The sequence below is a fragment of the Kribbella sp. genome (assembly GCF_035687465.1).
In the GTDB taxonomy this organism is placed as follows: Bacteria; Actinomycetota; Actinomycetes; order Propionibacteriales; family Kribbellaceae; genus Kribbella.
Genome location: NZ_DASRXP010000257.1, coordinates 1 through 5595, shown reverse-complemented (window position 1 = coordinate 5595; position 5595 = coordinate 1). Strand labels below are relative to the sequence as shown.

Genomic DNA, 5595 nt, shown 5'->3' with positions numbered 1-5595 from the left:
CATGGTCGACATCTGGCGCAAGACGAAGTACGACCAGACGGCGTTGGCGGCCGCTGACCAGGCCGGTCTGATCGTGCGTAACGTGCCCGCCGAGATCGAGAACGACCCGAACGTCGGCCAGCACGTCGACTACGTCGCCCTCCCCTACTGAGAATGTCGAGTCCCGCCGGCGGGCACCGACCTCTGGTGTGACAGCTGTTCATGACAGAGGAGGAACCATGGCGGATCCGGTAGTGCACTTCGAGTGGTGGGAGTGGGCACCAGAGCACCGTCTTGTTCTACGTCGCCGTTCCAAACGTGGAGGAGGCTCTCCAGAAGGCCGAGAGCCTCGGCGGACGACGGGTCTTCGGTCCGGAGGGAACTCCAGGCGAGTTCGTGGTCGGACGGTTCACCGATCCGGAAGGGAACCTGATCGGTGTCGCCGGCAGCGCCTAGGAGTGGACCGAACGCGAGTGAAGCGATGGTGGCCGGTCGGGGAGGGGTGGAGGGATGCTTCTCCGGCCGGCGACCATCGCTGATCACGCCTAGCCGAAGCCTCTGACGCGGAACTGCATGACGCGGTAGGGCCAGCCGGCATCGGTTTTCCACTGGCTCACTGACAGGTGCAGGTCGCTCAGTGTCGAGCCGGGGACGATATAGCCGCCGTACAGCTGCGCCACGTGGTTGTCATTCTCGGCGCCCCACGCGCCGCCGTAGATCAAGGTCTGCCGGTACGCCGTGTGGAGGTTCGAGGTCGGGGTGTCCATGATGATGCCGTCGATCCGGTAGTCCCCCGCGTTGAACCAGGTCAGCACCCATTTCCCGCCGAGCGGCCGCAGACTCATCTCGCCGAAGCTGCCGTCGAGGATCGGCGTGGGCGGATTGCCCCATTGCCAGGCGCCGTCGCGGAAGCCCCACGGTTCGTACGCCGCGGGGTTGGCAATCTGGTCGCTCCGGACCCGCTTCAGGATGATCGGTTTGTTCCGCTGGAACCCGGTCGAGTAGACGTACACATAGCCGTCGTTCCCTTCGCCCCAGGTGAGCAACTGGAACAGCCCGCCGTCGAGGTCGCCCGGGAACTTGGCGCCGGTGTGATACCAGCTCGCGCCCGAGTTGTCCGACCTCCAGATCTCTGTCCACACGACGTTGCCGAGTCCCTTGTTGACCATCGCGTGCAGATACATCGAGCCGCCGACGGTGATCACGTCCGAGGGCAACACTGTCGAGAACGTCGGATTGTCATGCGGGTAGTCCCACAACTGCTGCGCCGCCGCTCCCCCGACCGCGCCCGACCATTTCACCCCGCCGGCGAGATCCGTCGTGGTCGACCACAAGGCGACCGGCGAACGCCACCAACCGCCACCGACGACCGGATTCTCGAACGTGTCGCCGAACATGAACAGCAACCGCCCGTCCGGCGTCCGCACCGGAATCCCCAGATCAGTCGCCTGCATCCGGAACCGGTCCGTCAGCCCCGGCCCAGTCAGATCAGCAACCTTGGTGGTAGTCACAGCCCGTACTGCGCTGCCGCCGGTGCTCACCGCGGCCGCGGCACCCGGCCAGGCCACCAACGCACCGGCACCGAGAGCCGCTTTCAGAAAGGTGGATCGGTTGACGGTCGGCTCAGCTGACATGGCGAAAAACCTCCTCGATCAGGGGCGGGCAATCGATTACCCACGACCCTCACCGAGCCCCAACCCCAAGTCAACCCCTCTCCCCCACCCAAGCCCCAACACCCTTCGACACAGATCGAAACGTCCGTCCGACAGCGCTTTGCTGTGGGCGGAGTCGCAGTGGTCGGGGGTCAGTTGCGGCGGCAGTCCTCGACGAGTGCATCCAAACGGCGCCTAGCTTGCGTGGCGCGGGCGGGGTCGGCGTCTTCCGCCAGGTCAGCGGGTGCCGGCAGGGTTGAGACCAGGCCCCAGCCGCGGCCGCGGGTCCAGGTTGCGTCGTCTACTTTCAGGTCCGCGCGGTAGATGTCGCGGGCCTGCCGTGTCGGGAACCAGTTCCAGGCCGCGATCAGGTCGCAGGCGGGATCCCCGACCGCGATCGTGCCGAAGTCGATCACCGCGCTGAACCGCCCGTCCTGCAGCAGGATGTTCCCCGGTGCCGGATCGCCGTGGATCCAGACCGGCGGCCCGTCCCAGGCCGGCGCGGCGAGAGCTGCTTCCCAGACCTCGGTCAGCGCGGCAACGTCGTACAGGCCGTCGAGTGCAGCGATCTTCGGTCGCACCCGGCTCTCGACGATCGGCGAGTCGCTGTCATCCCCCATCGGCACGCCCCGGAACCCGTTGCTCCACCCCGGCGGCGGCCCTCCAGTCGGATCAACGCGCTGGAATGCCGCCACGAACGCGGCCAACTCCCGCGCCGACTCCTCCGAGTCCGTCAACGCCTCAGGCCCGGCCGCATCCCCGTCCAACCACTTGTAGACCGACCACGGAAACGGATACCCCTCCCCCGGCTCGCCCTGCGCCAGCGGCACCGACACAGCCAGCGGAAGCTGCGGCGCCAGCACCGGCAACCACTCGTGCTCACGAAACACCTGCCCGACCCACCGCTCGAACCGCGGCAACCGCACCGACATCTCATCACCCAGCCGGTACGTCGCGTTGTCCACGCCAGGCTTTCCCACCGGCGCAACCGGCAGCTCCGCCCACTCCGGGAACTGCGCCGCCACCAGCGCGCTCACCACCGAAACGTCGATCCGCGCCTCATCCGACGACATGTCACCAGCAGTCAACAGAACTCCTCGAGATCGCGGACGGTCCGCCGAATCAGACCACGGTTCCAGCCGCAAGGTCCACCGTTTTCACCACCAGGTAAAGGCACTGGCTAACTCTTGCCGACAGCAACAGATGCGGGCTAGGTGTGGGAGTTCTCGACGAGGCGTCGGTGCAGCTCCTTGGTGAGGTGGTGGATCTGTCGGGTGATGTCGGTGTTGGTCTTCAGCTCGAGCTCCTGGGTGTTGAAGTCGTGATCGGCCTTGGCCTGCTGGAATGCGGCCTGGCGGTTCTGTCCGATCATGACGAAAGTCGACAGGAAGATGGCCTCGAGGGACACGACGAGGGTGAGCATGGGCCAGGGCTTGGACTCGAGAAAGAGCATCCAGACCGCGAAGACGACAATATGGACGTACACGAACCGCATGGAGCCGGCGTACGCCGTGATCGCGTCGGCGATGCGTACCTGGAGATGAGCGGTCCGCTCGTCACTTTGTGCGACGACGGCGGGGTGGTGCGGTTGGCTGTTCGCCGGTGTGGTGTCCATCTGACCTCCTGGCCCCGGGGATCTAGTGCAGTCACCTTCGAGTGTTGCTGCCGTGGCCTTGCGGGACGTCGGCGATTCCACGGATCAGCTGCGGAAATCCCGCAACCGGCACGGACGGCGCGTGTCTTGTTTGCGTTGGCAAGCACCCGGCGTCATACTCGCCGCATGTCCGCTACCCCACCGCTGGATGCCGATGAAGAGCTGCTCTGGCGCAGCTTGATGCGGCTGACCATCACGGTGCCGCGAGCCATGGGTGACGACCTGGAGCGCTCGTCGGGGTTGAACGGCACGGAGTACCTGGTCCTGATGCATTTGTCCGAAGCATCCGGCCGGCGCCTGCGGATGTCCGACCTGGCCGATCACACGGCCCTGTCGCCCAGCCGGATCACCCGGGTGGTCGAGTTGATGGCGAGTCGCGGCCTGGTCAGCAAGGAACCCTGTCCGGACGACAAGCGGAGCATGCTGGCGGTGCTCACTCGGCAGGGCCTCATGGTGTTGAAGCGCGCCTACCCGCACCATCTGCAAAGCGTGCGGCGCAACATCTTCGCCGTCCTGACCCCGGACGAGGTCAGCAACCTCGGCCCATCCCTCCAGCGCCTCGCCGACGCCGTCGACATCGCCAATCCCCCACCACCCCGCCGCTCCCCCAAGCGCCAGTAAGCCAGGAGGAAGGCGCGCACCCTCCGCCCATCCACGTAGTGCTTGCGTCAGCAAGCACATGGTCATATGCTTGCCAACGCAAGCAAGTGGGATTCGGTCGTTCGAGCGAGGAGATTGTGATGGCAGTCGATGTGGAGCAGGTCGTTCGGGATGCCTACGCGGTGGCCGAGCGGCAGGACGTTGCGGGGTGGGTGTCGGTGTTCACCGACGACGGGGTGTTCATCGATGAGTCCATCGGCGTGACCTACAAGGGTCCCGACGAGCTGGGCAAGACCGTCGAGGTGTACGCCACCGCGTTCCCGGACATGCACCGCGAGCTGTACGACTTCTGGGTCGACGGGAACACCGTCATCGTCCGGCTCGCCCTGCAGGGAACGCACACCGGCCCGCTGGCAACGGCGTTCGGAGTACTACCCCCGACCGGAAAGCGGATGGACGCGCCGTGCGCCGACATCTGGGAGATCGAGGACGGCAAGGTCAAGAAGTTCGACTGCTACCCGGAAGGCACCATCATCTTCGCGCAGCTCGGCATCCTGTCGAACCTCGAGGCCGCCTTCACCCCTGCCGACCACCAGCCATAACCCGGCACTGGCCATCAGGATCTCCTGACCTGTACGGCTGTCAGCTGAGCTGCTCGGCCAGCCCGACGATGATCCCCTCAGGGCCGCGGACGTAGCAGAGCAGGTAGCTGTCCTCGTACCGGGCCAGCTCACCGACGAGTTCGGCGCCGTGAGTGCGCAAGCGGGCAATGACGTCCTCGATGTCGTCGACGGCGAACATGACGCGATGCATGCCCACCGTGTTGTGCGGCGGGTTCGGCGGTGTGGCACCGATCGTCGCGGGGGTGCGGTACTTCGCCAGCTCAAGCCGGCCGTGACCGTCCGGGGTCCGCATCATCGCGATGTCGCAGCGGACGCCCTCGAGCCCGACACAGCGGTCCGCCCAGGGGCCCTCGACCTGCGCCTTGCCCTCCAGTTCCAGGCCGAGTTCTCCGAAGAACGCAATGGCAGCCTCGAGGTCGTCGAAGACAATGCCGACGTTGTCCATCCGCTGAATCGTCACGGTGGTTCTCCTTCTTCGTCGCGCGGCCTGTCGTGGCCACTGATGCACCTAGGACGAAGCCGCCGCCACATCCTCGACATCCGGATCGCTGTAGGTGATCTTCGGGTGGTTGAGGTCCTCGTTCTACGATGATCTGGGCCCGAGACCGCGGCTGGATCTGATCGACGTACATGCGCTCCCCCGGGATATACCTGGTGCGGTAGCGCTCCTCGGCTGCGGCGGCCGAGGGCATCCAGGCTTGGTCGCGGGCGGTGCCGCGCCGGAGGACCTCGTCGAAGCTGACGTGCACATAGATCCGCAGATCCCAGTGGTCGATCAGCGCCGGTACCTGCAGAAACGCACCGTCCGCCAGCAGCACCGCGTCCGCACCGGCTGTGTGGACGGATGACACGGACAGCGGGCGTCCGCTGGATTCCCTAATCGCAGTGGTGTACCGGGGGTCGCCGCCCGGACCGAGAGGCACCAGCAGCCGTTCGCGGATCGCGTCGTAATCCCAGGTATCCAGGTAGTAGCTCTCCGGCGATTCGATCGGATACGCCGTCCGCAGTTCGGGTGCACGCTTGAAGTAGTCGATGCCGGCCCGGATGATCTGTCGGTCGGTCCGGACGCGCAGTGTGTCGGCCAACT

At 66.0% G+C, this 5595-nt stretch carries 7 protein-coding genes and 1 pseudogene; 4 read left to right on the top strand and 4 right to left on the bottom strand.

Annotated features, from left to right (window positions below; translation table 11 throughout):
* Positions 1-267: 267 nt before the first annotated feature.
* Positions 268-435: pseudogene (locus tag VFG33_RS12890) on the top strand (VOC family protein); the annotation flags it as partial.
* An 89-nt stretch (positions 436-524) separates the two neighbouring features.
* Here VFG33_RS12890 and VFG33_RS12885 read toward each other — a convergent pair.
* The 3 genes from VFG33_RS12885 to VFG33_RS12875 all read right to left on the bottom strand — a co-directional run bounded on the left by VFG33_RS12885 (position 525) and on the right by VFG33_RS12875 (position 3246).
* Positions 525-1613, bottom strand: a complete 1089-nt coding sequence (locus VFG33_RS12885; protein WP_325025913.1) for a glycoside hydrolase family 183 protein — start codon at positions 1611-1613, stop codon at positions 525-527.
* A 170-nt stretch (positions 1614-1783) separates the two neighbouring features.
* The gene (locus VFG33_RS12880; protein ID WP_325025912.1) at positions 1784-2719 is read right to left on the bottom strand and encodes an aminoglycoside phosphotransferase family protein; all 936 of its coding nucleotides are present in this window, start codon (positions 2717-2719) and stop codon (positions 1784-1786) included.
* Between the two features lie 122 nt (positions 2720-2841).
* Positions 2842-3246: a DUF1003 domain-containing protein gene (locus tag VFG33_RS12875; protein WP_325025910.1), complete on the bottom strand. Its 405-nt coding sequence runs from the start codon at positions 3244-3246 to the stop codon at positions 2842-2844.
* Positions 3247-3411: 165 nt separating this feature from the next.
* Between VFG33_RS12875 and VFG33_RS12870 the strand changes: the two genes are divergently transcribed.
* Both VFG33_RS12870 and VFG33_RS12865 read left to right on the top strand, forming a co-directional pair.
* The gene (locus VFG33_RS12870; RefSeq protein WP_325025908.1) at positions 3412-3906 is read left to right on the top strand and encodes a MarR family winged helix-turn-helix transcriptional regulator; all 495 of its coding nucleotides are present in this window, start codon (positions 3412-3414) and stop codon (positions 3904-3906) included.
* 119 nt (positions 3907-4025) lie between these two features.
* Entirely contained in the window at positions 4026-4487 is a 462-nt protein-coding gene (locus VFG33_RS12865) for a nuclear transport factor 2 family protein (protein ID WP_325025906.1), read from the top strand.
* Positions 4488-4527: 40 nt separating this feature from the next.
* Here VFG33_RS12865 and VFG33_RS12860 read toward each other — a convergent pair whose 3' ends face one another.
* Positions 4528-4968, bottom strand: a complete 441-nt coding sequence (locus tag VFG33_RS12860; protein ID WP_325025904.1) for a VOC family protein — start codon at positions 4966-4968, stop codon at positions 4528-4530.
* A gap of 109 nt (positions 4969-5077) precedes the next feature.
* Here VFG33_RS12860 and VFG33_RS12855 point away from each other — a divergent pair, with 109 nt between their 5' ends.
* Positions 5078-5356 (top strand): hypothetical protein, encoded by a 279-nt coding sequence (locus VFG33_RS12855; RefSeq protein WP_325025902.1) that lies wholly within the window; start codon positions 5078-5080, stop codon positions 5354-5356.
* Positions 5357-5595: the final 239 nt, after the last annotated feature.

Bases quoted from the DNA above. Each gene is read 5' to 3' on its own strand.
- VFG33_RS12865 (WP_325025906.1), top strand. From the start codon at position 4,026: ATGGCAGTCGATGTGGAGCAGGTCGTTCGGGATGCCTACGCGGTGGCC.
- VFG33_RS12870 (WP_325025908.1), top strand. From the start codon at position 3,412: ATGTCCGCTACCCCACCGCTGGATGCCGATGAAGAGCTGCTCTGGCGC.
- VFG33_RS12885 (WP_325025913.1), bottom strand. From the start codon at position 1,613: ATGTCAGCTGAGCCGACCGTCAACCGATCCACCTTTCTGAAAGCGGCT.
- VFG33_RS12875 (WP_325025910.1), bottom strand. From the start codon at position 3,246: ATGGACACCACACCGGCGAACAGCCAACCGCACCACCCCGCCGTCGTC.